This is a genomic window from Pseudomonas sp. NPDC008258 (genome assembly GCF_042956345.1).
GTDB lineage: Bacteria > Pseudomonadota > Gammaproteobacteria > Pseudomonadales > Pseudomonadaceae > Aquipseudomonas.
On sequence record NZ_JBIBGE010000008.1, the window covers coordinates 61527 to 87103 of the forward strand.

General features: G+C 58.9%; 19 protein-coding genes and 2 pseudogenes. 14 read left to right on the plus strand and 7 right to left on the minus strand.

Going from position 1 to position 25577, the window contains the following annotated elements:
• Positions 1-218: 218 nt before the first annotated feature.
• Complete coding sequence (locus ACFY9W_RS08545; protein WP_391128386.1) at positions 219-542, plus strand: XRE family transcriptional regulator; 324 nt, start codon at positions 219-221, stop codon at positions 540-542.
• Here the strand turns inward: ACFY9W_RS08545 and ACFY9W_RS08550 are convergent.
• Positions 539-742: a type II toxin-antitoxin system RelE/ParE family toxin gene (locus tag ACFY9W_RS08550; protein ID WP_391128389.1), complete on the minus strand. Its 204-nt coding sequence runs from the start codon at positions 740-742 to the stop codon at positions 539-541. The two genes, ACFY9W_RS08545 and ACFY9W_RS08550, sit on opposite strands and share 4 nt — an antisense overlap.
• A 145-nt stretch (positions 743-887) precedes the next feature.
• Between ACFY9W_RS08550 and ACFY9W_RS08555 the strand changes: the two are divergent.
• The 8 genes and pseudogenes from ACFY9W_RS08555 to ACFY9W_RS08590 all read left to right on the plus strand — a co-directional run.
• Positions 888-1388, plus strand: a pseudogene (locus tag ACFY9W_RS08555) (tyrosine-type recombinase/integrase); the annotation flags it as partial.
• Between the two features lie 927 nt (positions 1389-2315).
• A pseudogene (locus ACFY9W_RS08560) lies at positions 2316-2654 on the plus strand (integrase); the annotation flags it as partial.
• 249 nt (positions 2655-2903) lie between these two features.
• Complete coding sequence (locus tag ACFY9W_RS08565; protein ID WP_391128392.1) at positions 2904-4778, plus strand: hypothetical protein; 1875 nt, start codon at positions 2904-2906, stop codon at positions 4776-4778.
• 642 nt (positions 4779-5420) lie between these two features.
• Positions 5421-5999, plus strand: coding sequence for a DUF6036 family nucleotidyltransferase (locus tag ACFY9W_RS08570; RefSeq protein ID WP_391128395.1), 579 nt, complete (start codon positions 5421-5423; stop codon positions 5997-5999).
• Positions 5977-6525, plus strand: a complete 549-nt coding sequence (locus ACFY9W_RS08575; protein ID WP_391128398.1) for a hypothetical protein — start codon at positions 5977-5979, stop codon at positions 6523-6525. Before ACFY9W_RS08570 ends, ACFY9W_RS08575 begins: the two co-directional genes overlap by 23 nt.
• Before the next feature lie 144 nt (positions 6526-6669).
• Positions 6670-7185: a sigma-70 family RNA polymerase sigma factor gene (locus ACFY9W_RS08580; RefSeq protein ID WP_391128401.1), complete on the plus strand. Its 516-nt coding sequence runs from the start codon at positions 6670-6672 to the stop codon at positions 7183-7185.
• Positions 7182-8165, plus strand: coding sequence for a FecR domain-containing protein (locus ACFY9W_RS08585; RefSeq protein ID WP_391128404.1), 984 nt, complete (start codon positions 7182-7184; stop codon positions 8163-8165). Before ACFY9W_RS08580 ends, ACFY9W_RS08585 begins: the two co-directional genes overlap by 4 nt.
• Before the next feature lie 100 nt (positions 8166-8265).
• The gene (locus tag ACFY9W_RS08590; RefSeq protein WP_391128407.1) at positions 8266-10782 is read left to right on the plus strand and encodes a TonB-dependent siderophore receptor; all 2517 of its coding nucleotides are present in this window, start codon (positions 8266-8268) and stop codon (positions 10780-10782) included.
• Positions 10783-10893: 111 nt separating this feature from the next.
• Here the strand turns inward: ACFY9W_RS08590 and ACFY9W_RS08595 are convergent, their stop codons facing one another.
• The 3 genes from ACFY9W_RS08595 to ACFY9W_RS08605 all read right to left on the minus strand — a co-directional run bounded on the left by ACFY9W_RS08595 (position 10894) and on the right by ACFY9W_RS08605 (position 14932).
• Positions 10894-11367, minus strand: coding sequence for a type II toxin-antitoxin system HigA family antitoxin (locus tag ACFY9W_RS08595; protein ID WP_391128410.1), 474 nt, complete (start codon positions 11365-11367; stop codon positions 10894-10896).
• Positions 11368-11413: 46 nt separating this feature from the next.
• Complete coding sequence (locus tag ACFY9W_RS08600) at positions 11414-12076, minus strand: type II toxin-antitoxin system HigB family toxin (RefSeq protein WP_391128413.1); 663 nt, start codon at positions 12074-12076, stop codon at positions 11414-11416.
• Between the two features lie 558 nt (positions 12077-12634).
• Complete coding sequence (locus tag ACFY9W_RS08605) at positions 12635-14932, minus strand: TonB-dependent siderophore receptor (protein WP_391128416.1); 2298 nt, start codon at positions 14930-14932, stop codon at positions 12635-12637.
• Positions 14933-15072: 140 nt separating this feature from the next.
• Here ACFY9W_RS08605 and ACFY9W_RS08610 point away from each other — a divergent pair, with 140 nt between their 5' ends.
• The 3 genes from ACFY9W_RS08610 to ACFY9W_RS08620 all read left to right on the plus strand — a co-directional run bounded on the left by ACFY9W_RS08610 (position 15073) and on the right by ACFY9W_RS08620 (position 19106).
• A complete protein-coding gene (locus ACFY9W_RS08610) occupies positions 15073-15795 on the plus strand; it encodes a response regulator (RefSeq protein ID WP_391128419.1) in 723 nt (240 codons plus the stop codon).
• Position 15796: 1 nt separating this feature from the next.
• Entirely contained in the window at positions 15797-17164 is a 1368-nt protein-coding gene (locus ACFY9W_RS08615) for an ATP-binding protein (RefSeq protein WP_391128422.1), read from the plus strand.
• A 271-nt stretch (positions 17165-17435) separates the two neighbouring features.
• Entirely contained in the window at positions 17436-19106 is a 1671-nt protein-coding gene (locus ACFY9W_RS08620) for a glutamate synthase-related protein (RefSeq protein ID WP_391128425.1), read from the plus strand.
• A gap of 154 nt (positions 19107-19260) precedes the next feature.
• Here the strand turns inward: ACFY9W_RS08620 and ACFY9W_RS08625 are convergent, their stop codons facing one another.
• The gene (locus ACFY9W_RS08625) at positions 19261-20580 is read right to left on the minus strand and encodes an OprD family outer membrane porin (protein ID WP_391128428.1); all 1320 of its coding nucleotides are present in this window, start codon (positions 20578-20580) and stop codon (positions 19261-19263) included.
• Between the two features lie 475 nt (positions 20581-21055).
• On the opposite strand from ACFY9W_RS08625, the gene ACFY9W_RS08630 reads away from it, so the two are divergent.
• Positions 21056-23125 carry a TonB-dependent siderophore receptor gene (locus ACFY9W_RS08630; RefSeq protein WP_391128431.1) on the plus strand — a complete coding sequence of 690 codons (2070 nt, stop codon included), beginning with the start codon at positions 21056-21058 and terminating at the stop codon, positions 23123-23125.
• Between the two features lie 132 nt (positions 23126-23257).
• Here ACFY9W_RS08630 and ACFY9W_RS08635 read toward each other — a convergent pair whose 3' ends face one another.
• Complete coding sequence (locus ACFY9W_RS08635; RefSeq protein ID WP_391128434.1) at positions 23258-23455, minus strand: hypothetical protein; 198 nt, start codon at positions 23453-23455, stop codon at positions 23258-23260.
• 183 nt (positions 23456-23638) lie between these two features.
• Positions 23639-24745, minus strand: coding sequence for an agmatine deiminase (gene aguA, locus ACFY9W_RS08640; RefSeq protein WP_391128437.1), 1107 nt, complete (start codon positions 24743-24745; stop codon positions 23639-23641).
• A 277-nt stretch (positions 24746-25022) separates the two neighbouring features.
• Between aguA and rfbC the strand changes: the two genes are divergently transcribed.
• A complete protein-coding gene (gene rfbC, locus ACFY9W_RS08645; protein ID WP_391128440.1) occupies positions 25023-25568 on the plus strand; it encodes a dTDP-4-dehydrorhamnose 3,5-epimerase in 546 nt (181 codons plus the stop codon).
• Positions 25569-25577: the final 9 nt, after the last annotated feature.

Here is a 25577-nt window from a genome sequence, read left to right on the forward strand (position 1 = left end):
GGACACAAATCCCTTGCCGCCAACGCGACCGGTGTAGGAGCTGGCTTGCCTGCGATGGGCTGCGCAGCAGCCCCGGCAATCCCAAGGAGAAGCACTTCTCCAACCAGCAACGCGGCTCCAAAGGCAGACACGCCTTCAAACATAAACACTTTGACCTGCCAATCAGCCCCCGCTACGATTTTATCGTAAATTTAAGATATTTCTGATGAGGCAAGCCAATGGCGCTTCAATTCCACGAAAGCCCCTTCCACGCGACCCACGACGCCGAAACAGCCAGCAAGATGGCCTTGAAAATGGACCTGTCCATCTTCATCACCGACTGCATCAAAAAAATGGGCCTCAAGCAGCACGAGGCCGCAGCCAGGCTGAACGTAACCCAGTCCCGCATCTCCGAGCTGGCCAACGGCAAGATCGAGAAATTTACCCTGGACGCCATGATGGACATGCTCGACAAGCTCGGCTTTCGCACCAGCTTGACCCTATCCTCGAACGACGCCGGTTCGCCTCCCCAGATCGTCATCACCCAAGCGCCCCGCAGCTAAACCCTGTACCCCATCTTCCGCAGCTCGTGCTTCAGGTCCTTCATCCGCTCTTCAGCCACCTGCATCGCGTGCCGGTCGGATCTGCTGGTCGTTTTCATGAGCGAGTGAAGTACAACGACCATGTCCGCAAATTTGGTCACATACACGCATCGGAAGGCAGGGCTGTTGTTGATGATTACCCCCGGTCGCGCCGGCCTCATGGCTCAACAGCTAACTCAGTGAATTAGCAGGGACTTGGTGGGAGCGGGCACGCCCGCGAACACCGGCGAAGCCGGTGCCATACAACGAGCTGCCCACACACATGTATTACAGCGCGCTCGCGCTCCTTCTCTGGAGAATGCCCACACACGTCCGCCGCTCGACAACGTGCCCTTTTTTACTATCAGTACGAAGATGGCTGGAGACATCCATGTTTTACGCTTATCGCCGCAAGCGGTGGCCTTGCTCGAGCAGATCAGCACATTCGACCTGGTGTTCGCTGGAGACGCCGAAGCGTGGAAACCGATGTCCGAGAAAACCTCGAATTCTGCGCTCAGGATGATGGACTACGACACTAAGGTGGATACCTGCGGCCACGGGTTCCGAGCCATGGCGTGCAGTGCGCTGGTCGAGTCCGGGCTGTGGTCGGAAACGGCCATCGAGCGACAGATGAGCCACAAGGAACGCAACAACGTGCGGGCCGCTTATACCCACAAGGCCGAGTTCCTCGAAGAGCGCCGGATGATCATGACCTGGTGGAGCCGGTTTCTGGAGGCGAACCGCGAGGACCATGTGACGCCGCATGAGTTTGCCAAGCAGACGGGCGAGAACGTCACGCGGCTTCGCAGTGCCAAGAGGGCCGAGTAACCCGCCGCACCACCACCTCAACTCGCTGTGAAGTTACCCACAGCACCGCATGAAGCTCCTCCGCGCGGGTCCTTTCAAACGGGGCTGCAAGCCGCCCCGTTTGAAAGGACCATACCTAAGAAAAAAACTGCTGGCACATCGTACGTCTGTGGAAAACCACTGATGTCCACCGGAGGATAGTTTTATCCACAGGCGCTAAATCCCTGATATCTCGATGCTTGACGAATATTGTCCACAAGCGTAGACCGGGAGTCGCAAGAGCTGTCGATGACAGCACCCCAGGTGACCCGAACCTAAAGGTCACGCCGCTCTGGCGGTGGTTCTCCCCAAGGGCGATTCGCATCCGGCAGCTCGCCCGGTCACTACCCATGTGATGGATGCTCTTACACACATAGCGCTCGTGCGCCAGATACACCGTACCTCGCTGCCCTGCAGCAACCTATCCGTTTGGCCGAATATTGCGCCAACCTGTGCCCGTCTCTTTCTTCTGGAAAGAGACGGGCACTTCTACCACTGCTGCAGCCCTGATCGCACAAGGCTTTGCGGCATTCCCCCTTGTGACAATCGGCGTGACAAACGCCGATGTCACCAGCAACAGCCATGCAGATGATGGTGCCGCAGACCAAGGAATGGACTGCACCTGACTGACAGTCAGGCATGCCCCGGTCATCGCATTGCTGCGTTCACCCGGCTCAGGATCTTCACGCGCTGGTCTCGTCAGCCAGCACTGCCTCCACCCGCCCACCGGCAACGGTGTTAAGGAGGCCAGATCATGAGATGCCCTAGCTCCCGGACGTAAGGAGCCGCCAGTCCCGCGTTAGAGGACATCCCCACAGGTCGCAGGGGCCTTGATCCCTGATAACACTCAGCATTCTTGGCGGGATGACGTGGGGCGAGGACTGGAGAGCAGAAGATGAGGTGACCGAGATGGCATTGGTGGGTAGACGCGATGGCCGCAATTTCGGCTACGGCAGGCAACTGAGCTATGCAGGGCCGCAGGCGTTGAAGGACATGTTCGGCAGCGGCCACTACGGCACGGTGAAGGCACACTGTGATCGGTGGCAGGCATTCGTGAAGTGGTGCCGCTCAGAACAGGGGCCGGGTATCAATGATGCGCGGCAGATTGATCGGAAGGTGTTGGTCGACTACGCAGCGTATCTGCGCGACATAGTGGGGCGCGGTGAACTCGCCGTCAGCACCGCACAAAATCGGCTATCCAGCGTTAGCACAACCATGGCTGCGCTTCGCGGTGATCAATACGTGAGGTCGCACGCAACGCGACAACGCCATTTTCCGACAAGCGAAGTCCATCCAAGCTGAAATCGCAGAGTGCTGGCAACGAGCCACCCCAACCTTGTAGGCTCTGTAATGGCAACTGCTAGAACCCAAAACCGACCACGAAGTCAACTGAAAATTTTGGGCTGCAATAAATTAAGTTTCAGGGAAGTTTGTTAGAGCCATTTAATAAATGATAAATGTATCCAAAGAAAATTTAAGTATCTAAAGGATAATCTTATGAAAGTATTTATAGAAAAACTGTTATTTATAAACAGAGCTCCGTTTGACAATCTAGATATTAGTTTGTCAGAAAATGAAATAGCGGTCATGACTGCAGTCAATGGCCGGGGTAAAACCACTATCATCTCACATATAGTGGACGCCTTTCACGAACTCGCAAAAAACTGGTTTCCAGGATCTTTCGAAGGCAAGGAAAACAAGTACTACCGCGTAACTTCTGCTATGAATCGTCTGAATCATTCTCTTCCATCAATTTTTTACATGCGTTTAAATATGGAAGGAAAGGCAATTGATTACGTAGATATTCTCGGAGATCTTACCGAAGCCAGTTATCAAGAGCTAATGATAGAAAATAAAATTGATTACAATAAATTCGCAGGAACCCTTATAGAACGCAAAGGAACTAAGCACTGGGAAGCCGACAAAAATCAAGCAGAACTTATTTTTCAGTCCAATATTGTCACGTATTTTCCGTCATACCGATACGAAACCCCTGGATATATCAATGAACCTTATGCCGTAAACTTATCATTTCGAAACGAGGATAATTATAGAGGCAGACTTCCCAACCCTCTCGAAGTGGTTTCTGGACTACAAAAGTTTGCTAACTGGCTAATGGATATTGTATTGGATATGCAGTATTCGACCTCTGGCGTAGCAAACATAAAAAGCGTGCTCGACCAAATAATAACATTAATCCTGCAAGGAAAAAACCCTGCTAAATTTCGTTTCGGGATTGGCCCGCGAGGTTTTGGCAATACTAGAATTCAGATAATAAACACCGAAACCAACGAGTGCCTCTATCCTTCAATATTTCATATATCCGCAGGTGAGGCTGCAGCTTTGTGCTTGGCCGGAGAGATCGTAAGACAGGCAGATGTTTTAATTGGCGAAAACCCCCTGTCAAGTGTTTCAGGCATAGTGCTTATCGACGAGGCTGATAAACACCTGCACATCCGACTTCAAAAAGAAGTCATGCCAAAACTGTTCTCGCTATTCCCAAATGTACAGTTCATAACTAGCTCGCACTCGCCATTTATGTCCATGGGATTGGCCGATGAAGCATTGGCGCGCTCTAAAATTATCGACCTTGATAATTTCGGAATCACAAGGGACCCCTTCAATAGTGACCTCTACACTGAGGTCTATGACATGATGGTTGGCGACAGCACAAAACTCCGAGAAGAATATCAAAAATTAAAGGCAGCAAGTGAGGAAGGTAAGAAAACCTTACTGGTTACAGAAGGGAAAACTGACATCCAACACATTATGGCTGCTGCAAAGTCTCTAGGCATTGGGGACTCGCTAAATTACTTTGATGTACCAGCGGACTGGGGAGATTCAAAGCTTGAGAAATTGTTGGAGCAACTATCTAAATTAAAACAGAACTGTACAGTTATCGGCGTCTTCGATCGGGATGTAGAAAAAATCGTTAATAACATCGAAAGCAACGGCCAAGCATTTAAGAATTACGGGAATAATGTTTATGGATTTTGCTTACCTGTACCTCCTGGTCGCGAATCATATTCGAACATTTCCATAGAGTTTTACTACACCGATGATGAGCTAAAAAAACCTCAGAATGGTAGAAGACTACATTTTGACAATGAGGTTTTCTATTTTCAGTCTGCTTCCGCAAATAGAGGCAAGCCTGCTCCGCAAATTAGGACAACTCCCGATGCAACGGAGGAATCCATCAAGAAAATTTTCGACAGCAATGTTTCAGAGCTGGCCGGGGCTCACTCTAAAGCGAGATTTGCGGACTTGGTTGAGAGCGACCCAGAATTCGCAAAAGATTTTGACTTTTCGAAATTTGAGTTAATATTCGAGAGAATATCTCGGATTGAAGAACACGAGCGCAGTAAAAAATAGCCGGATAGGATAGGCCTGAACACTGCTGCTCATCTCGCCTCAAAAAGCGGTGATGAGTAGCTAAGTAAGGCTCACCATATAAAAATTGAACTAGCTATTGTAAATCCAATTTAGCTAATTTTTCACAGGTGAATGATCGAGCGAATATATGAGGATAGCTTTAGGGATAGAAAATGGCGTCTCTAAAAGTAAAATCATTTAAATTCAAATTTTTGCTTTTCGCTTCGACTCCTGGTGCCACCATACGCAGTACTCAAAAGGCTCACCGAAAGGTGGGCCTTTTTTGTTTCAGGCATTGCAAATCATCCTCGACCCACCCGGCTCATGCTTGAACAAATTTCTCGAAGCCAACGTGATCGGTGTAGATCCGGCTGTCATGCGTTTCCTGCTCTGGCCTCATCGCCGGCAAGCCATCTCTTCCAGCACTGTACAACGCCCTAGGTCGATGCAGTCGGTGTACAAGCTGGCGCGCAGCGGACCAGCAATCCGTTCAGTTCTCGCAAAAAGCCGATAGCGTGATTGCCCCCTATACCGCCGCAGAATCCAGCCCCCTCGACAAGGAAAATTTTCCTGACACTAATAAAATTCTGCCTTGGCCTCCTTCAGATAGACTCACGTCACACCCATCATGAGCCTGGGACCATGCTGCATCTGCAAACCCCTCTGTCTAAAGCAGTGCAAAGCCTCTTTGAGCGGGCGTTGCCCCTACTGGAGGGCATGCGCCCAGGAACGCTTAAAATCTACGTCTTCGGCGGATGCGCCATGCACATCCTCACGAACGCCCGCGGAAGCGCAGATGTGGACGCAGAACTTCGCGCTTCCGAGCATTTGCTGATCGAGGAAATCAAGGCCGTGCTGCAGGCTCCCGAGGACTATGAGGAAAATGGGCTCGATCTGTCCGTCGTGTTCGATCAAGGCTTCAACAATTCACTGTGCCCGCTGCACGAGGATTACGACGAGCGTGCCATCGCTCTGCCAGGGCAAGAAAACGCGCCGATGCAAGTGTTCATAGCGAACCCATTTGATCTGGCCATTTCCAAGCTAGGGCGTTTCACGGAGCGTGACCGGGAGGACATCCTGACACTCATCCGAGAACTGGACCTTGATCTAGAGAAGCTTGATAAGCTGGCACTGGAAGCGATCGACTACTACCCGTGCGACAAGGCCACCGTGATCAGTTACTTGAGGATCATTCTCGATGACGCAGCAGAACAGCGTTAGCCACACCCCGCAATCGACCGATCTCAGCGGGGGGAGCGTGAAAAGCGCTGATGCTTTTCGTCGCGTCGTGGTCGCCGCAACCAAAGGATCTTTGGAACAGCTCGAAAAAGAAGTCGCCGCCGCATTTGCCTATGCTTTCTGGTACGCCAATGATGCGACGAGCAAAGCCATAGAAGACCGGCTGAAAGACCCGACCGTAGCGCGAGTACGCAAACGCAGGCTCATGTATCTGGTAGATCGGCTTCGCCGTTTCCCATGCATGGAACCCGAGCAGGCGTCGAGAATGAAAGACTTCGTTGCCTGCTGGAGCGACCTTTCACACAGCGCTAGCCAAAAGGTCGTTGAAAGGGCGGCCAAGGTAAATCCTTACGACAAGCTCGCCGTCACTTGGGGGCTTGATGAGAACGTGAGTAATGTCATGAGCATGGTGCTTGAGTTTCAAACCAGGCATTTCGTGGATGAGCATCATTTACCGAGCGGCTACACGAAGCTGAAAAACGATAAACGGGAGCGTGTAGCAAACTGAGAGTGCCCTCGTCTCTTAGCCAGAGACCTAGACCTGGATTAATTCAACCGCGCCCCCTCTAGCAACACCTTGTCATCCCCAACCACCCCCAGCTAAGATGCGACGAATTCTCATCCGCATTCCTATCTGAACCCAAGGCCCGCAGTGTCCTCACCACCCGCTCCGCCTTCCGTGCAAGCAGATATCCAGTCCCTCTACACCGAGCACCACGCCTGGCTCGTCGACTGGCTGCGCAAGCGCTTGCGCCAGGGTGACAATGCCGCAGACCTGGCCCAGGACACCTTCGTCAACGTGCTCGGCAAACCCGAGCGCCTGAAAGACGTGAACCAGCCGCGCGCATGGCTAAGCACCATCGCCCGAGCATTGGTGATAGACCGCGCCCGCCGCGACCGGGTGGAAAGGGCCTACCTGGACGCCATTGCCCATTTGCCTGAAGCCTTGGTGCCCTCCCCCGAAGCCCAGATGATCCTGCTGGAAACCCTGGCCAAGGTCGATGCCCTGCTCGACGGCTTGCCGCCCAAGGTGCGCAAGGCGTTCCTGCTGTCGCGCCTTGATGGCCTGGGCTACAAGGAAATCGCCCTGCAACTGGGGGTCAGCCTGAGGTCGGTGGAAAGCTACATGGCCAAGGCCATCCGCCACTGCTACTTCGCCACCTTATGACCAGCGCAGCCCGCCCCGACTTGCCGGAAGAAGTGCTCGACCAGGCGATCATGTGGATGGTGCGCCTGCATTCCGGCTACGCCGACGCGCAGGCGATGCAGGGCTGCCTGCACTGGCGCCAGCTGCATCCGTTGCATGAGGCGGCCTGGCAGGCGCTGCAGCGCAATGAATCGACGCTCAGCAACCTCGCCGGCCTGTCGGGCGTACCCGGTGGTGTCGCCCACGATACGTTGGAGCGCATGCAGCATCGGCAGTTGGGCCGCAGGCGGCTGCTTCAGGTGGTGGGTACCGGGCTGATCATTGGCGCGACGGGCTGGCAAAGCCGGGAGGGTGTTCAGCGTTGGGCCGCAGACTACAGCACGGCCGTGGGTGAGCGGCGAACGCTGATGCTGGCCGACGGCACACGGTTGCAGCTCAATACCAGAACCGCAGTGGATGTGGTGTTCAGCGAGCACCAGCGGCTGATCAAGCTTTTGCAGGGCGAGATCTTCATCGACACCGGGCCCGACGACGGCGTGCCCGGCGGCAAGCGCAGTTTCTGGGTGCATACCGCCCAAGCCCGGTTACAGGCGCTGGGTACCGCTTTCGCGGTGCGCCAGGATGAGTCCACTACCCGGCTTGCGGTCGAACACAGCCAGGTGGCTATCCACCAACACATGCAGCAGCAATTGGTCGAGGCCGGTGAGCAGTACTCGATCAGCGCCGAAGGCTGCGTGAAACTGCCACTGGGCGAGATGGATGCCAGCGCCTGGACACGAGGTCAGCTGGTAGCCCGCAGCATGTCGATGCAGGCACTGGTCAGCGAGCTGGCCCGCTACCAGCGTGGCTGGCTGGCCTGTGCGCCTGAGGTTGCCGGGTTGAAGGTTTCCGGTGTATTCCAGCTTGCCGACATCGACCGGGCGCTGGATGCACTCGAAGAGTCGATGCCGGTAAGAATCCAGCGCGTCACCCGGCTGTGGCGCCGCGTGGTAGCGGTTTGAGCTGTTTCTGCAAAAAAAGGGCGCTTCAGGCTGCGGGTTTTTCGGAGCACTTCGGCTAACAGGGAAAAGACCCCTGCCAAACGAATGGAGCTCGATTCACATGCCATCCGCGTTTCCTCCCCGCCCGGTTGCCAAAACCCGCCTTGCCGTAGCGCTGCGTGGCGTGCTGCTCGCCAGCGCCGCAAACGTGGCGCTGCCAGTGGGTACGGCACATGCCGCCCAGGCAGACGTTCGCCATTACGACCTGCCTGCAGGCGCGTTGGAACAGTCGCTCAACGCATTTGCCCAAACGGCCAACATCAATTTCTCATATGACCCGGCGTTGGTACGTGGCAAGCATGCAGCGGCCCTGAGCGGGGACTACACCATCGAGCAGGGCCTTGGCCTGCTTCTGCTGGGCTCTGGCCTGGGCGCCACCCAGGCGGCCAATGGCAACTGGTCCCTGGACCCGGTCGCCGTTACCGGGGGCGCGGTGATGGAACTGGGCAGCACGCTGGTCAGCGGCCAGGGCATGGGCGAGATGACCGAGAACAGTGGCTCGTACACCACCGGCGCGGTGAGTGTGGGTTCCAAGAGCCCGACCAGCCTGCGCAACACACCACAGTCGGTGTCGGTGCTGTCCAGCCAGCTGATCGAAGACCGTGCGGTTAACAGCTTGCAAGATGCGCTGAAAATGGCGCCTGGGGTGACGGTGCAGAAAACCACCAGTGACACCTACGAGTTCTACTCGCGTGGTTTCAACATCGACAGCATCCAGATCGACGGCGCTGCGCCCATGGCGTTGTCGTCGGTGGCCACCAGCTTCTACTCGCGCCGGCTCTACAACCTGATCGAATTCGACCATGTTGAAGTACTGCGTGGTTCGGGGGCGTTGTTTGGCGGTGTGGGCGACCCGGGCGGTGTAATCAACCTGGTGCGCAAGCGCCCGCTGTCAGACTTTCAGTTGAAGTTCGAGGCCGCCGCCGGCTCCTGGGACAATTATCGCTCGCAAATCGACGTGACCGGCCCATTGACCGAAAGCGGCAACGTACGCGGGCGCGTGGTGACGGCCTACACCGACCGCCAGTACTTCACAGACAGGCTGGCCACACAAAAGCCTACGATCTACGGAGTGTTTGAGGTCGACCTGGGGCCGCAGACCATCTTCACCCTGGGCGGCATGTACGAGAGCACTCACTCCAACTCGTCGCTGGGCCTGCCGCGTTATAGCAATGGTGCAGATATCGGGCTGCCACGGCATACCAACTTTGGGCAGAACTGGTCGTACATGGACAATATCTCTCAGGAGATCTTTACCAAGGTCGACCATTACTTCGACAACGACTGGAAGCTGAACGTCTCGTATACCAACACCCGCGATGCGGGCAAGGCACTGGCCGCAGTGTCGGGCAATGCCGTCAACCCGGTGACCATGACCGGGCCTGTGTGGCGTGCCAGCTATAACGTTTACTCAACCAGCCAGGATCTGATCGACAGCAACTTGTCGGGCAGTTTCGATGCCTTTGGCCGCGAGCACCAGTTTGTGGTGGGTAGCGACTACCAGCGCGTCACCAGCCGCTGGCAGGGTGCGGGGGCGTTCACCGGCACCGGCGTGCCCATCGACATCTACGACCCGGGGTACTGGAAGCCCACCACGATTTCGCTGGAGACCCCGCGTGACTACAGCCCCAACACGCAGGAGCAGTACGGGATGTACGGGCGCCTGACCCTGCAAGTGACCGACCCGCTGAAAGTCATACTGGGTGGCCGGGCGGCCCGTTACCACTTCCAGCAGATCTATACCAACGCCGGGGTCGTGCAAAGCAACATCGACATGCGTGAGCCTACACGCTTCGTGCCTTACTTTGGCGCAATCTACGACCTCGATCAGCAATGGTCGCTGTATGGCAGCTATTCGAAAATCTTCAAGCCCCAGCAAAGCTACCTGTTCGGGCCGGAAAACAGTAACCAGGTGCTGGAGCCGTTGGTCGGCCATACCTCCGAAGTGGGCATCAAGGGTGAACTGCTCGATGGCCGCCTGAATACCAGCCTTGCCGTTTTCTATACCAAGCGCAAGAACGGCGCGATACGGGACACCACCTATGAGTCCAAAGACACACTGTATGGGGGCAGCTGCTGCTGGTTGAACCAGGGTGAGGTGATCAGCAAGGGCATCGAGCTTGAGGCCACGGGCGAAATCCTTGAAGGCTGGAACCTCATGACCAGCTATGTGTACAACTACAACAAGAACGAGAACACCAACAAGGGGCTGAACACGATCACGCCCAAGCATCAATTCAAGGTATGGACGACTTACCAGTTACCAGGGGAGTTCTCGGACTGGACCGTGGGCGGTGGCGCTGATATGCAAAGTGCCACGTATGTGAGCGGTGAAACAGTGCGTGTAGATGGCAATGGCAACGTGGTGCAGCGGAACATCCCGTTCGACTACAAGCAAAGCGGCTACGCGGTGTGGAATGCGCTGCTGAAGTACCGCGTGGACGATCACTGGACCGTTTCGCTGAACGCCAACAACCTGTTCGACAAGAAGTACTACCAGACGGTCTCCAGCGCAGCGAACGGCAACTTCTATGGTGACCCGCGCAATTACATGCTGACGTTGAGAGGCACATTCTAGTCGTCAGTAGCTTGGCCTTCAGGCGATACACCCGCCACGCCTATGGTTGCTTGCGCAGCTATGCACAAATTGAGCGGGTGTTTCGTAACGCGTCGCTACGCATGCGACGGTTCAAACCACCCCATGCATGAAGAACTCGACCGGTACGCTGAAAAACTCAGCAAAGCCTCTTATCTGGGCAACTGTCATCTTCCGCTTGTTATTCAAAATCTCTGAAACGGCGCTCTGGGTCGCTATCGCTGCAAGGTCCTTCTGCTTCACGCCCCTGTCGGTCAGCAAAAAGGCCAGCGCTTCAGCCTGGCTGGCGAAGGGGACCAACACCGCCTCACTCTCGTACTCGTAGACACGATCCGCGACCATCTCCGCGAAGCGTGCCGCTGCGTGGCGTTCACTGTCAGCATGGGAGTAGAGCTCATCGATCAGTGCCATCCGCGCTTGTAGCTCAGCATCGTCCCTGATCGGGTCATGGCAGGCAGCCAGGAGCTGGGCCATTGTTGCCATCTGGTCATTCAGGCCATCGAGCATGGGTGAAATATTAGCGATGAAGGCATCTAGTCCATTGGCTTCGATTTTGTCCCGCTTCATGTTGTCACCTGTCGAATCGATTGAAGTATCACGCGGCACCGGGCTGTTACCTGACATCGCTTCTGCACCACTTGTCATACTCAGCGTGCGACAAAATGGCCCTGATGTAGAGCGTGCCCGTTCGCGCGTTGAGCCACGCGATCAGGCGGCATTCGTTTTTCTTGATATCGAAGACATAAATATCAAGCGGCCCTTTGCAACTGGCGGACCTGAGTTTTGAGTGAGGTATGCGGTCAACGTTCCAGCCAGAAACTGCGGCCCACGTTTGTCTCAACTGCTCAAAAGACTCAAAACGCAGCGTCGCCCTGTCGAATGTCGTCAGCCACAAGCTCAGGGGGGCTTTCCATTGGGCGTGGGTTTCGATGGCATTGGTAACCGCCGCTTTCGTTATTACTCGCATCGCCTTGTCCCGGCACATCAACACGGCAAAAATATCGTGCATCCAGATATCTGTCAAACAGATATTTTGGTGCACGGAAGCCGTTGCTTGGCGATCGTTGAGAGATTGATGCCGATCAAGCCAGAAGCCGGGAGCTGTTTGGTGAGGATTGGAACTGTTTCGAAAATAGTCTGGAGCAGAGTGTCGAGCAGGCGTTGATTCGGTACTGCCTGATCTATCCATTACCTTGAATGAAAGAGGGGCCGCTTTGCGGCCCATCGCCGGCAAGCCCACAGGGATCGCGTCAGGGCTGACAGGTGTTGGCCACAAGATATGCAGCGCCTGTGAGACCGAGCGCCGCCCGCGCGGCGCATCGCGAGCAAGCTCGCTCCTACGTTTGTTTCGGGCCAGTTACGCCTGTGCCATGCGCGCGCGACCGCCTTGTTCGTTCGACGCAATATCGAGTCATGCGCCAAAGCGTTCGCGCGCAAATCCCACAGGAATGATTGGCCCGAAACAAACGTAGGAGCGAGCTTGCTCGCGATGCGCCGCGCGGGCGGCGCTCGATCTCACAGGCGCTGAAGATGCCGTGGCGAGCACCAGGCAACCCTGATGCCATTGCAAGAAACCATAGAATCTCCCACCTCGACCGCATCGGCCCCAAGCAAGTGCAATACCTGTGGGAGTGGGCGCGCCCGCGAAACAGGCGACGCGGTGGATGGCACCGGCTTTGCCGGTGTTCGCGGGCGAGCCCGCTCCCACAGAGGTTGCGCAAGCTTTCAGATTTTGAACAAGACAGTCGCCCCCATGTGGCTCAAGCCATACGCTGCACCTGTGGGAGCCCGGCTTGCCGGCGATGGGCTGCGCAGCAGCCCCAGGCGGCCTTGATCAGAACGCGGTGCTCACCGTCAGCGACAGGTTACGCGGGTCGCCATAGATGCCCCCGGCATAGAACCCGTACTGGGTGTAGTAGTGCTTGTCGAACAGGTTGTTGGCATTGAGGGTGACGGCAGTGTCATCGGTCACCTGATACTTCGCCATGGCATTCCAGATGGCATAACCGGACCAGTTCACGTCGGTGGCACCATTGCTCACGCCATTGGTGGGCTGGCCGGCCGGGCTGGAGATGGCCCGGATGTTGGTCTGGGCAGTCACGCCGGCACCCACGGTCAGGCGGTCGAGCGGGCCGCTGAGGCGGTAGGTGGTCGAAGCCTTGAACAGGTGCGACGGGTCGCTGCGGCCGTCGCTGTCAACGCGGCGGAAGTGCAGGTAGGTGTAGCCGGCATACACGTTCCAGTTGGGGGTCAGCGCGCCTGCCACTTCCAGGTCGATACCGTCGGTTTCCACGCCGGAGCCGGCCTTGTAGGCGCTGGCACCGGTTGGCGTGGTCAGGTCGCCGTCCAGCACCGCCTTGTTTTCCTGCTTGGTGCGGAAGTACGCCGCCGACGCATTCAGGCGACCGTCAAACCACTCGCCCTTGATACCGGTCTCGTAGCTTTGACCACGAATCGGCTCGACCTTGCTGCCGCTCACGGTCTCGGATGTTTGCGGGGTGAAGATATCGGTGTAGCTGGCGTACAGCGAGTAGTTGTCGTTGAGGTCGTACACCGCGCCCAGGTACGGGGTGACGATGCCGTTCTCTTCCTGGCTGCTGCGCTCACCGGCCACGCTGCGGGTAACCGACGAGTAGTTGCTGGTGCGCACGCCAACAATCACCGACAGCGGGTCGGTAATGCTCAGGCGGGTGGCGGCATACATGCCTTGCAGGCGGGTGGTGGTCTTGCTGTGCAGGCCGGTACGCGAGGCGATGATGTCGTAGTCGTCATCCACGCCATTGTGCCAGTTGGTCACCGGGAAGCCGTTGTTGGCGCGGAACTGGCAACCCAGTGCCGGTGCGCTGGCCATGCCGTCGCCAACCATGGTGCAGGTGTATTGCGGCGACCAGCCCACGGTACGGCTGTCGTTGTAGCCGACCATGGCCTGGTGGGTGCGGCCGAACAGCTGGAACGGGCCGGACAGGTCGATCTGCGCCGACTGCTGGGTGGTGTCGCTGGAGCTGTGCAGGCCGTTGAGCACGGCGCCGCTGCCATCCTGGTCCCAGTAGCCGCCATAGCTGCCGCGCCCGGCCGAGTTGACCTTGGCCAGGCCGCGGTGGTTGAGGGCTTCGGTGGTGGCCTGGGAGGCTTTCAGGTCCAGGGTCCAGTCGTTGTCGAAGCGGTGTTCCAGCGAGCCGAATGCGGTGCGGGTGGTGTACTCGCCAAAGCTCCAGCTGGGCACCACGTTGGTGCTGCGTGGCAGGTCGGTCTTGCTGCCGTCGCGGTACCACAGCGGGATGTTCGCACCCCAGCCGCCGCCGACCACCTTGTTGTACTCGTACTGGTAGCCGGCGCCCAGGGTGGTGGCGTCGTCCAGGTCGAACGCGAAGTTGGCCAGCGCGGCGCGGGAGCGCTCGGTCTGGTTGTCGCGGAACGAGTTGGCGTCCTGCTGGGTCATGACGAAACGCGAACGCAGGCGGCCGTCCTCGGACAGCGGCAGGTTCAGGTCGGCGCCCAGCCGGCGTTTGTCCCAGCTGCCGTAGGTGGCGTAGGCACTGCCGCCAAAGGTCTTGGTCGGCGCCTTGCGGATCAGGTTGACGGTGGCCGAAGGGTCGCCGGTGCCGCCCAGCAGGCCGTTGGCACCACGCACGATGTCGATGCGTTCGTACAGGTCCATGTTCAGCGCGTTGCCGCTGCCACTGAAGTCGGAACCGCCCTGGGTCTGCAGGCCGTCAACCTTCCAGTTGCTGATCGAATAGCCACGGGCGCGGTAGTCGGTACGGCCACCCACTTCGGACTTGTTGGCGGTTACGCCCGGCGTGGTTTCCAGCGCCTGCTCGATGGTGTGGATGCCGCGGTCTTCCATCTGCTGACGGGTGATGGTGGTGACCGACTGCGGCGTCTGCCGTGGGGTCAGCTTCAGACCAGTGGAGCTGCGGGTGCTTTCGACGGTGTAGCCGATCTGGCCGGTATCGTCAGCGGACAGCAACGCGCTGTCTTCGATCTGCGTGGCATCCAGCTCCAGCGGCTTGCTGTCTGCGGCCACGGCACCGCCACTGATGGCGACGGCAACGCAGAAGGCGAGTGGCTTGAGGAGGCTGCCACCACGGGTGAACGCGGAGGGGGTTTTAGGGGTGCTGGTGAAGTTCATTTGGGAAGGCTTCGTATTTGCAGTTGATTTTTTGTTAGGATTCTAGGGATCGGCCCTCCCGGCTCCAGACCCGACATGTACGGGGATGTAATTGAACGTAACGAGCGCCACCGGCCCTCACCGAACAGGTGTTTTTCCGCATGAGCACGACCCTGCTGGTTGTCGATGATGACGACGAGATCCGCGAACTTCTTTGTGATTACCTGACAGATGCCGGCTACAACGTGCTGGCAGCTGCCGACGGCGAGCAAATGCGCGACCAGCTGGCTCGGCACAAGGTGGAACTGGTGGTGCTCGACTTGATGCTGCCGGGTGAAGACGGCCTCAGCCTGTGCCGCCATCTGCAAGCGACGCCAGGGCTGGCGGTGATCATGCTGTCGGCCAAGGGCAGCACGCTGGACCGCATCATCGGCCTGGAAGTCGGCGCCGACGACTACCTGGCCAAGCCGTTCGAGCCACGTGAGCTGATCGCGCGGATCAAGGCCGTGCTGCGTCGCCCGCAACGCCTGGAAACACCCGCAGAAGAACCTGCCGTGGTGGATGCCCAGCTGTTCGCAGGCTTTCGCCTGGAGCACGTAAAGCGCCTGCTCACGCGCCCTGATGGAGAAACCCTGACCCTGCCGCGCTCCGACTACCGCGTGCTGCGTGAATTGCTGGAAGCCAACAACCGGGTGGTTTCACGCGATCAGCTGACCCGCAGTGCATTCGGCCGCGACCACCTGCCCGACGACCGTTCGGTGGACATGTGCGTCAGCCGCCTGCGCCAGCACTTGCGCCGTGCACCGGCAGGCGCAGCGCAAATTCTCACCATCCGCAATGAAGGCTACCTGCTGAGCATCGCCAGCTTTGAGGCGGATGCCTGAGATGCGCTGGCTTCGCCGGCTGTGGCCGCGCACCTTGTTTGGTCAGCTGTTGCTGATCATGGTCAGCGGTACGCTGGTGATCCAGTTGATGTCGAGCAGCATCTGGTTCGATGTGCGTTTCGCCCAAGTGCTAGAGGCGCCCGTGCGACTGATCGCAGCGCGCAGTGCGCCGCTGATTGCCCAGGCAAACTGCCACGCCGGCACGCTGCAGGTACCCGCCCACTACCAACTGCGCTGCGCCGAAACCCTGCCCGAGCCTGAACATGACGAGCGCCGCGGGCGCAGGCGCGTGGAGCTGTTGCTGCATCAGGCCCTCAAGTACGAACTGGGGCATGCCCAGCAGGTGCGCTTGATGAAGGTGCAACTGACCGATGAACTGGGCCAGCCGATTGTCTGGCGCAGCCTGTTCGGGCTGCGTACCGCACAGGCGCATATCCAGTTTGCCGTGCCGTTGGCCGATGGCCATTGGCTAACCATCGATGGCCAGGAACTGCAGGGTTGGAGCGGCGAGTCGGCCTGGGTGCTGATCAGCGACTATCTGCTGAGGGTGTATGCGCTACGCATCGTCGCGGTGTTGCTGGTGTGCCTGATTGCCGTGCGCCTGTGCCTGCGCCCGTTGCGGCGCCTGGCCGATGCCGCACGGGGGCTGGGTGGCAACCTGGAGCAGCCGCCGTTGGCACTGGATGGCCCGGAGGAAGTTCGCCAGGCGGCCCAGGCCTTCAACGCCATGCAGCAGCGGCTGATTGCCATGGTCAATGACAAAGCCTACTTCCTGGCTGCCGTGTCTCACGATCTGCGTACCCCGCTGACCCGCATGCGCCTGCGGCTGGAGCGCCTGCCGGACGACGAACAACGCCAGCGCCTGCAACAGAACATTACGCAGATGGATGACATGATCGGCCAGGTACTGGATTACCTGCGCGCGGGAGAGCAACTGAATTTGCAGCAGGTGGACCTGGACCGGCTGGTGGCACGCCAGTGCGCCGAACTGGCTACCGCCGAAGAGCCGCTGCCGGTGCATGGCCACGCTGGCGACTCACAGGTCGATGCCCTGCTGTTGCAGCGTTGCCTGCAGAATCTGCTGGTCAATGCACTGCGCTATGCCAAAGACGTCTCGGTCACGCTGGAGCAGGCGGTGAGTGGGGTGTTCATCCACATCGACGACCGCGGGCCGGGGATCGCCCCAGCGCTACTGGCCACCATCACCGACCCGTTCGTGCGTGGGGAAGGCTCGCGTAACCAGGCCTCTGGCGGGTATGGGCTGGGGTTGAGCATTGCCCAACGGATCGCCACCAGCCATGGGGGCGATCTGATGCTGTCGAACCGTGATGGCGGTGGGTTGCGGGCCAGCGTGTTGCTGCCACGCTGACCTTCAAGCGAACCCAGCCTCTGATCTTGACCAAAATCTGTAAGCCTGCGCGATCTCTGTGGGAGCGGGCGAGCCCGCGAAACAGGCAACGCGGTGGATGGCACCGGCGCTGCCGGTGTTCGCGGGCTCGCCCGCTCCCACAGGGACCGCGCCGGCCTTGAGCAATGTGTAGCACCTTACATTCAGGTAACAGTCTTTTACCGATTACCCAGGTTTTCCCCTGCCCGCCTTTGCCTATCCTATGCCCGGTCATCCTGCCTGCGATGGACCCATGAAACACTCTCTGCCCAGCCGCTACGCCTGCCTCGCCATCTGCCTGCTGTTCACCTTCGCCAGCCTGCCACTGCTATCCCAGCATGCCTGGCTGTGGCCATTAACGCTTGTCACCGCCCTGCTCAGCCTGGTCGGGCTGAACGATCTGCGCCAGAGCCACCACGCCGTGCGCCGCAACTACCCGATCCTGGGCAACATTCGCTACCTGATCGAAACCATCCGCCCGGAAATCCGCCAGTACCTGATCGAGGGCGACGACGACAAGCTGCCCTTCTCCCGCTCGCAACGCTCGCTGGTGTACGCCCGCGCCAAGAACGAAAGCGCCGAGAAAGCGTTCGGCACGCTTAACGATGCCTACAAGCCCGGTTTCGAGTTCATCAGCCATTCAATGCTGCCGGTGGCCACCGCAAACCCTGCATCGTTCCGTATCGCCATTGGCGGGCCGCAATGCCGCCTGCCCTACTCGGCCTCCATCTTCAACATCTCCGCCATGAGCTTCGGTGCACTCAGTGCCAACGCCATCGCAGCGCTCAACCGTGGGGCGCGCATGGGCCGGTTTGCCCATGACACCGGCGAAGGCAGCATCAGCCCATACCACCGCGAACATGGCGGTGACCTGATCTGGGAAATTGGCAGCGGCTACTTCGGCTGCCGCACCGAAAACGGCCAGTTCGACCCGCAGCGCTTCGCCGAACAGGCGCGCTCGCCACAGGTGAAGATGATCGAAATCAAGCTCAGCCAAGGTGCCAAGCCTGGCCATGGCGGCATTCTGCCGGGGCACAAGGTCAGCGCCGAAATTGCCGAAACCCGTGGCGTGCGCGTAGGCGAAGACTGCATCTCACCCGCGGCGCACAGCGCCTTCCGCACGCCAGTCGAGTTGCTGCAGTTCGTTGCCAGCCTGCGCGAGTTGTCGGGCGGCAAGCCAGTGGGTTTCAAGTTCTGCCTGGGCCACCCCTGGGAGTTCATGGGCATTGCCAAGGCCATGCTGGCCACCGGCATCACCCCGGACTTCATCGTTGTCGATGGCAAGGAAGGGGGCACCGGCGCGGCACCTCGCGAGTTCAGCGACAACATGGGCGTGCCCATGCGCGAAGGCTTGATGTTCGTGCACAACACCCTGGTCGGCCTGAACCTGCGCGCCAGCATTCGCATTGGTGCTGCCGGCAAGATCGTCAGCGCGTTCGATATCGCCAGCGTATTGGCCATCGGCGCGGACTGGATCAACTCGGCACGCGGCTTCATGTTCGCCATTGGCTGCATCCAGTCGCAGAGCTGCCACACCAACAAGTGCCCGACCGGCGTGGCCACGCAAGACCCGATGCGCCAGCGCGCCCTGGTGGTGCCGGACAAGGCCGAGCGGGTTGCCAGCTTCCACCGCAACACACTGCATGCGCTGGCCGAAATGCTGGCGGCTGCGGGCTTGGAACACCCATCGGAGCTCAAGCCCAAGCATCTGGCGCGGCGCATAAGCCCCAGTGAAATCGGGCTGTTCTCGGACCTGCACACGTTCCTCAAGCCAGGCGAGTTGCTCAGTGGCTCGATTGAAAGCGAGTTCTATGCACGGATGTGGCGGATGGCGCGTAGTGACAGCTTTGCGCCGGAGACTGGGGACATTGCGGTAAAAACTGTGACATCAGCTGTTCGCCAGCAACTGGCTGAACCAGCATGACAATCAGAACTGGGGCTGCGCTGCAGCCCTTCGCGGGCTTGCCCGCTCCCACAGGTACCGCGCCGCCTTCGAATTTGGCGCCGTACCTGTGGGAGCGGGCAAGCCCGCGAAGGGCCGCAGCGCGGCCCCAGGCTTTCATGCAAGCATCTGCGGATCAGAAGATGCTGATCGGGTACTCGACGAATACGCGGACTTCGTTGCCGTCGTCGTTGTATTCGCTCTTCTGCACGGCGTTGTTGGTACGCAAGAACGAGCTACGCAGCTTGATGGACAGGTCCTTGGCCGGGCCATCCTGCACCACGTAACGGATCTGGTTGAAGATCTCGCGCTCTTTACCTTCGCCGAAGCCCTCCGGGGTGCCAACGGTACGGGTGTTGATGTTGTCACCCACCACGTAGGCCAGCTTGTAAGTCAGACCCGGGATGCCGTAGGCACCGAAGTCCAGGCCGTAGCCCAGCTGCCAGGAGCGCTCGTCTTCGGCGTTGAAGTCGGACCAGTACGAGTTGGCCAGGTAGATGGTCGAACCACCGTCACCCTGACGGCCGGCGTTCTGGTAGCCACCGTAGTTGTAGCCAGTGCTGCCGGTGCTGCGCTGGTGAGCGATGGTGAACGAGTGCGCACCATAGGCGTAAGTGGCTGCCAGGCTCCAGATGGTGTTGGAGTCGCCGGTCAGGCCTGCGCTTTCGACGTGCTTGCTGTCGATGTCCGACTTGTAGCCGTTGAAGTCCAGGGTCAGCGACTGGTCGCTGGCGATCGGGAAGACGTAGTTCAAGCCCAGGTAGTGCTTCTTCATCACGTCTTCGTTGTCGGCGGTGTACAACGAAGCGGTGAAGTTGTCGGTGAACTTGTAGCTACCACCGAAGACGTTGATCGACTTCAGGCCACCACCGTCACGGCGCTCGGCACTTTTGCGTGCTTCCTGGGTGAAGCGACCGGCGTTCAGTTCCAGGCCCTGGATCTCTTTGGAAGTGATCAGGGTACCGGTGAAGCTTTCTGGCAGCAGACGCGCGTCGTCGTATTGCAGCACTGGCAGGGCCGGCATCTGGTCACCGTACTTCAGCACGGTGTTGGAAATGCGGAACTTGACCGCTGCACCGGCGCGGGCCAGGTTGTGCGGCGAGCTGGCGTTGCCTTCGGCATTGGTGGTTTCGTGCGGCTTGAAGAAGTCGACGCCGCCACCACCGTTGTGGCCTTTGCCGCCATCAAGGCGAACAGCGTACAGGCCGAATGCATCGACGCCGACGCCGACGGTGCCCTGGGTGAAACCGGAGGAGAAGTTGCCGATGAATGCCTGGCCCCATTCGATCTGGTCGTCGGTGCCGTGCTTCTTGTCGCGGTTGATGTACGCGTTACGCAGCAGAACGTTGGCGTGGCTGTCTTCGATAAAGCCCTTGCTGTCGGCCTGGTCATTGGCCTGTGCCTGGGTCGCGGCGATCATCGCCAGGGCGACCAGGCTGATCCTGATTTTCAACATGTTGTTTTCCTTATTTCTTAATCAAAAACGCTCTGCAATATGACGCCAGGAACCAACGCCCCTTCGTAGGTTCGACGCTATGCGGATCCAGCCGGGTGGGCCTACCGGTAAATACACGGCGGCCCTTGGCAGCAGCTTGGCCAAAGTCATGGCCAGCAGGCGTTGGCCGAATCCTAGCCGTGTGCGATTACAAATGTCAAAAAGTCGTGAAATGCAGGTTGATATAACCAAAATGACCGGCAGGTCTGGTGCATTTTCACGCCTGCCTGCGCTATCAGCGGGCAATTTATCTTGCGGCGGAAACAGCCTGTTGATCGAACGGACAAATTCCCGGAAGCCTGAAAACGCGTGACGGCGGAGCCCGTTACAAACAGACACATATGTAAAGACAAGCCTTTACAAATACCCAAGCAAGAGCAAATAGCAAGCATTACCATTCGCACCTCTTTTTCACCTGCCCGGTCCGGATGTGTCCATGCTTGTACCCTGCCGCCTCTCACCCCTCACGCTTGGCCTGTCGCTATTGTTCAGCGCCAGCCTGGCCAGTGCCGCCACCACCACGCTGCCAGAGTCGTCGGTTACCGCCGACAGCGAGCGCGAGAAGGACAACCCACGCGTCAAAGAGGTGAGCACCGCCACCCGTACCTCGACGCCTGTACGTTACGTGCCTCAGGCCATCGACACGGTGAAAACCGCCAACGTGCTGGACTACGGCAGCAACACGCTGGGCAAGGCGCTGGAGGGTATTCCCAACGTCAGCAGTGGCGCCGACACCCGTTTCGACAGCGTGCGTATTCGCGGCTTCGAGGCCAGCAACGACTTCTACCTGGATGGTATTCGAGACGACAGCCAGTACATCCGCGACCTGCACAACATCGAGCGGGTTGAGGTATTGAAGGGGCCAGCAGCGGTGCTGTACGGCCGTGGCAGCCAGGGCGGTATCGTCAACCGGGTCAGCAAGGCGCCAGAACCTGGCCGCCGCTCGACCATCGAAGCACAGGCTGGCAGCGAAGACCTGCGCAGCCTGTATGCCGACCTCAGCGCCGACCCCAGCGACACCGTCAGCCTGCGCCTGAACATGGGCAACCAGGACAACAACAGCTTCCGCGATGGCATCGACGGCAGCCGCCAGCTGTTCGCACCATCGGTCAGCTGGCAGATCAACCCTGACCTGAACTGGCTGGTGCAGTACGAATACAGCCGCTTCAACCGCACGCCGGACCGCGGCATCCCCGGGGCCAACGGCCGCCCGGCCGACGTCAGCCGCAGCACCACCTACGGCGACCAGCGCGACTACATCGATGATCGCGCCCAGTCCCTGCGCTCGCGCCTGAACTACCAGCTGAATGAAACCTGGCAGCTGCGCCACACCCTGGGCCTGTTCAAGCTCGACAGCGAGTTCGACAACACCTATGTCACGGGCTACAACGCCGGCACCAATACCTTGACCCGCCAGCGCTGGCAGCAAGACCTGAACACCCGCAACCTGTCCAACAACCTGGAGGCCGAGGGCGACTTCGACACACTGGGCCTTGAGCACAAGCTGCTAGTGGGCCTGGAGTTCGCCAACCAGAAACGTGACCCGGTGCTGTACAGCGCCGGTAGCCAGAGCCTGTCAGGCCTGGGCAAGCCCAGCCGGCCGCACACTGGTACGTTGGCGGTATCGAGCAACAACCACACCGTGGTCGACAGCCGCGGCGTTTATCTGCAAGACCAGATCCGCCTGAACGATCAATGGCAGATTCTCGCCGGCGTGCGCTTCGACCAGTTTGAAGTGGAAACCACCAACAAAGAAGGCGTGCGCGAAAAGCAGGACAGCAACAGCACCAGCCCACGTTTGGGCGTGGTCTACACCCCATGGCGCGACCATTCGTTCTACGCCTCGTGGAGCAAGACCTTCTCGCCCGTGGGCGGTGGCCTGATCGGCATTACACCGGGTGCGCCGGGCAACAGCAATAAAACCGACCCGGAACAGACCCGACAAAAGGAAATCGGGGTGAAAAGCGACTGGCTCGACCAGCGCCTGACCACCACACTCGCCATCTACGAGCTGGAGCTGTACAACCGCCGCACGCGCGACCCGGTCGACCCGAACATCATCCTGCTCAGCGGCTTGCAACGTTCGCGCGGTATCGAGCTGACCGCCACCGGCAATATCGTTGGCAACTGGTATGTACGCGGCGGCATCGGCCTGCAGGATGCCATCATCGTCAAGGACAACAACGGCCAGGAAGGCAACCGTATCAACGATGTGGCCAAGCGCAATGGCAGCCTGTTCGTGACCTGGAAACCAGAGCTGGGCTGGTATGCCGAAACCGGCCTGACGCTGGTGGGTGAACGTTACGCGGACAACCAGAACACCACGGTGTTGCCGGGATATGGCCGTTGGGATGCATTGGCGGGGTACCGCACCCATGACTGGGATGTGCGGGCGGCGTTAAGCAACATCGCCGACAAGACCTATTACAGTTCGGCGACCAGTGCAGCGCAGATCATGGTAGGCGACCCGCGTAGCCTGGTGGTGACGGGTAGCTACAGCTTCTGATTTTTATTGCCTGTACTGGCCTCTTCGCGGGCGCGCCCGCTCCCACAGGACCACCACATGCCTCGAAACCTGTGAAACACCTGTGGGAGCGGGCATGCCCGCGAAGAGGCCGGTGCAGGTTTAAATGATCAATCAGTGCCACACCGCCATCAGCGCCTGCATTTCTGCTTCGCTGATCAGCCCTTGGGGGTAGCGTCCGGCAAGCAGACGTCGTGGGTCGGTCGTCCTGACCCTGATGCTTCCATGCTGTTTCAACCACGTCGCCACAAGCCTGAGCGATGGGTGATTCACTGCCGATGGGCGCAATGCCGACTCACTTGCTGCGTTCATTTCTACACGTACTCCCTGGCCCGTGAGCGGCAAATTTACTTAAGTATTGTTACAGATCCGAGAGCGCGGCTTGGCCGAGCTATCTGTCTGAAAAACAATACAAAACGTATGCCACTGCGGCCTCCGGCCATCGCCCGAAAAAAAAGGCCCGTCACATGACGGGCCTTTTCATTCACCACTCGCTCAACGCTTTACCGGCGCCGGCTGCTGCTGGGTCAGGCAGTGGATGTTGCCACCGCCCAGCAACAGTTCACGGCCAGGGATCATCACCACCTCGTGTTCGGGGAAGATCTTTGCCAGGATAGCTCTGGCTTCGGCATCTGCCGGGTCATCGAAGCTTGGCGCAATGATGCCGCCGTTGACGATCAGGAAGTTCACGTACGAACCGGCCAGGCGCACCGACGGGTCACGCTCCTGGCTACTGGCCACGTGATCGACACCGGCACACTCTTCTGCAGTGGCAAACAGCGGGCCCGGGATCGGCATTTTATGCACGATGAACTCACGGCCCTTGGCGTCGCGGGTGTTCTTCAACACCTCCATGGCCGCATGGCAACGCGCATAGTTGGGGTCGTTGGAATCATCGGTCCAGGCCAGTAACACTTCACCCGGGCGCACGTAACAGCAGAAGTTGTCGACATGGCCGTCGGTCTCGTCGTTGTACAGGCCATCGGGCAGCCACACCACAGTGTCGACCGCCAGCTGATCGCGCAGCACCGCTTCAATCTGCTCACGGCTCAGGTGCGGGTTGCGATTGCGGTTGAGCAGGCATTCCTCGGTGGTGATCACGGTGCCTTCGCCGTCCACATGGATCGAGCCACCCTCCAGCACGAAGCCCTCGGTGTGGTAGCGCTGGCAGCGCTCCATTTCCAGCACCTTGGCTGCCAGTTCCTCGTCGCGGTTCCAGGGGGCGTACAGGCCGCCATCAAAGCCGCCCCAGGCATTGAAGCCCCAGTCCACGCCACGCACTTCACCTTGGTCATTGATGACGAAAGTGGGGCCGGTGTCGCGCACCCAGGCGTCATCGTTGCTGATTTCAACCACACGAATGTTCGGCTGGTCGAGTTGGCGACGGGCGTTTTCGTACTGGCCGGCGGAGGCCGCAACGGTCACCGGTTCGAATCGGGCAATGGCTTTGGCCAAGGTAACGTGGGCAGCCTGCGCCGGCTTGCCGCCCAGGCGCCAGTTGTCCGGGCGCTCCGGCCAGACCATCCATACCTGGGTTTGCGGGGCCCACTCGGCGGGCATGTGGAAACCATCGGCACGGGGCGTGGAGTTGAGGGTTTTCATGGGTGACCTCTGTGATGGCCCTGAGCCGGAGTGCGCTGGGGCGTTTGTCAATTTATAACCGATATATATCTGTATTTAAAGCCCGCAGCTCGAAAGCAACGGGGCAATTAGCCTGTTTTTAATCGATAACAATCCGCCAGTGGCTACCCCTGCCTGGTGCCGATGATAGTCTGACGTCTACCATAGCCATACCTTATGCATCCTGTTACAGCTCCCAGCGGAAAATTCCCGTGGAGCCGACTAGGGTCAATACTTAGGCAATGGGCCAGCGAGCACTATGAACATCATCCCTACCGAAATCCCTGAAGTACTGATCATCGAGCCGCAGGTTTTCGGCGACAGCCGTGGCTTTTTCTTCGAGGCATTCAACGCGCGTGAGTTCGCCCGGCAAACCGGCGTGCAAACCGAGTTCGTCCAGGACAACCACTCCCGCTCCATCAAGGGCGTGCTGCGCGGGCTGCATTTCCAGGTGCAGAACACCCAGGGCAAGCTGGTGCGCGTGGTGCACGGGGAAATCCGTGATATAGCCGTGGACGTACGCAAAAGCTCGCCAACGTTCGGCCAATGGGTCGCGGTGCACCTGTCGGCCGAGAACCGTCGCCAACTGTGGATCCCCCCAGGCTTCGCCCATGGTTTTGCCGTGATAAGCGACTCGGCCGAGTTCCTGTACAAGACCACCGACTACTACAACCCGGGCGCCGATCGCTGCATTCGCTGGGACGACCCGCAATTGGCGATAGACTGGGGGCTGCAGCAACCACCGCTGCTGTCGGACAAGGACAAGGTCGGCCTGCCACTGTCAGAGTCGGAACTGCTGCCGTAACTAGCGCAT